Source organism: Arthrobacter sp. RIT-PI-e (genome assembly GCF_001187915.1).
Lineage (GTDB): Bacteria > Actinomycetota > Actinomycetes > Actinomycetales > Micrococcaceae > Arthrobacter_D.
In genome coordinates this window covers 1-2826 of the sequence record NZ_LGIU01000006.1, presented here as the reverse complement: position 1 = coordinate 2826, position 2826 = coordinate 1, and the positions used below count along the sequence as shown (strand labels likewise).

The following is a 2826-nucleotide window of genomic DNA, read 5'->3' as shown; positions in this document are numbered from 1 at the left end:
CAAAATTCGAAACCAGCCAAAAAAACCAGCCCACCACACGGGGTGTGACAGACCAGCCAATTCAACCAATCAACAAACAATCGGTATCAACAAACTTGGCACACTATTGAGTTCTCAAACAACAGGAACAAACGATTACTCACGGACACCCACCCCCCAGTATCACTACCAGGAAGCAATTCAACAGGCCGGTCCGCTTTCCCCGCCGCTACAATCACAGCTTATTCCGCTTCCATTTCCCTTGTCAAATCCGCCGTTCCGGCCCATGGCCTGAAAAAGGGTCTGACTAAAGAATTCCTCGACAATTAGAGGCCTTATTTGTATTTGCTCGAGAGCACACAAGATGACCGCTAATTTTGAGGGGTTGGTCGCCCTCGATCGGGGCAACTCATGAAACATTACACCCCGCCCCCTGCTCGAGCAAACCGGCTCGGCGTTACCTCCATCACCCTGCAGCCCGGTTGGCGAAGACGCGCACCAGCCATTCGAGGTAGGTGGCGATTCCTGTTCTCCTCCGGCTGCAGAGCTTGAACCGGAACGCTCCGCGGGCGCAGCCCGCAGGGCGATCACCGGCCGCAGCTTACTCCTGCCACATCGCACGATGTGCCTCAGCCGTTGCGGCCCTCACCATCCCGACGACCACTGCGGGAGCTACGGCCCACCCCTACGACAGGGCCGCCGGGACTTGAGTTCCCCCGGTCCCCTGGGCCGGCTCATGATCCGCGGGTGCGACCGGCGCGGACTCTACGAAACGCCCCCAGCTGGACCGACAGACCTGGCACCGATCCGCAGAGGACGTGCTGGGCATGAACTCGTCCGCACTCCCCCCGTAGTTGTGAGCTACAAATACGGGGGTACAGAGTACGGGAGATGGGATGTGAACTGCACTGCGTCGGCCGTAGTGCCGCCGGCACAGAGGAATCAGGGTCTCCAGAAGGGCCGATCACCGGGAACGGACACGATGCCCACCACAGGTGACAAGACCGACTCAGCCGACACCCGAGGTGCTGCTCATGACTGCCCCGCGATGTGCCATGGGCAGCATCGATGTGGCACGTCCTCATCGAACGGGTGGGAAGGGTCCCAATAGTCCTTGGTGCATGTCCGTCAGGGAGACACCGCGGTTCATGCTCACAAGGTCGGGGAAGTTGATCCGAGGTGGAAGCTCCGAAGATCATGTCGACGTCGACGTCCATCCTGCCTCCCGTCTCAGGAGGCAACGAGCGGGAACGTGGAGGAACCTACGTACCCATCTGGTTCACTCGACTCGCCGGACAGGCTTCATCCGCGACGACCCCGGGTACAAGGTAGATCGCCCTCCCACGATCGAGGAAGTCGGCCTCACCGTCAGCAGGTCGGAACCTCCTGGCCCGGTCGGTTCTCGGGATGGTTCGATTGGTCCTGCCGTCGACCGATGTCGACGAAGATGACCGATACGGACACATTGGAGTAGTCGTCTCGAAATGCTCCGCGACAGTCGGATGCCCGGCAGCCACCGGACGTCTCACAGGCTGCATACTCGAGAGTCCGGCCGTGGCCGCGCGGCGACAACTACGCCATCAGGCCATCGGACCATCGGGCCATCGGGCCAGACAGCATCATGGATGGAGCACTGTATCCACAGCCGGGAACATGCTCCGGTGCATTCCACTTCTCGCGACCAAGGCGTCACCACCGCAGCTCCACAGGGCCGTCCCTGACGAGGTGTACGAGGATTACGTCCTCGAACCTGTGGGCCTACGAGGCAACAACATGGATCAAGACCGAGAACTGACGACATACCCACCGACATCGACCTCGATCGGGGACGTGCTGCGCTCTCGACAACGAATTCCGAGTTGCTTCACCCATCCTGAAGGCAAATGCATCAAGGAGGTGGTGATTCGTGACCACGGCGACCTCCGTAGTTCGAAGAATTGTCGGCGCAGGAGTAATCACCGAGAACTATTACCCTTGGCTGCGTCCCCGACGCGGACATCGCAGTCTTCTCCTTACCAGAGACGGAATTCGACTTCGGTGGCAGGTGCGGAGCTTGAAGCCCCTCCGCGCTGTGCCGGTCCCCCTCGACGCTCACCGCGCATTCCGCCTCAGTGCAGCGCTGAGCCGTGGTCATGGTCGCGTTCAGTGCTCGGTAGTCATCGAACCCGAGGGTGGGAGAATCAGCACATCGACGACGACGGTCACGGGACGGGCCGCAGGAACGGTCGTGGATAATTATCACGACAGAGATGAATTCGGAGGATCTGAGCCGGCGACTGATCTGGCCGGTGCGGTACGGCATCAGCTCGAGCGCACATGGCATTCGAGGCCCGAGGGTGAGTCGTGGACCGGGCGTCGACTGCAGCCACGGATCAGGAACTGGTCCAGGTGTAGTGCCCGGTTCGGTTGAGTCTCGACATGGGGGACGGAGCATGGGCGCTACTACTTCTGAACCGGTGAAGGGGAATGTCCTGGACCTGTCCCATGGGTGCAGCGCTTGTACGTGAGGTGGCCGCCCCGCCCGGGCCGGCCGTCCACCACCCTGGTACTCGTTGCCCGCATCGCTTCGGCCGGCTGCCCTCTCCCCCTTGCCCGAACTAGCCGGCGGCATGGATCAAGGGCGTGGCGATCTCCTTGGCGACCTCCTTGTCGCCCTGATCAGCACTGCGCCTGGCGGTTGAACACCTCATCCAGGTGTCTGCTTGTTCTGCCGATGTGTTGGTGGGTGGTTATGTGGGTGAGGCCCCCGCACCGGGTGGTGTGGGGGCCTCAGCCTAAGGGGTGTCCGGCGGTGTCCTACTCTCCCACACTCTCTCGGGTGCAGTACCATCGGCGCTGTGGGTCTTA

Annotated in this window: 1 protein-coding gene; it reads left to right on the top strand. The window is 61.3% G+C overall.

Annotation, left to right across the window (positions count from 1 at the left end; genetic code table 11):
* Positions 1-274 (top strand): hypothetical protein (locus AC792_RS17565; RefSeq protein WP_235436279.1); only part of this gene is annotated, 274 nt, incomplete at its 5' end.
* Positions 275-2826: the final 2552 nt, after the last annotated feature.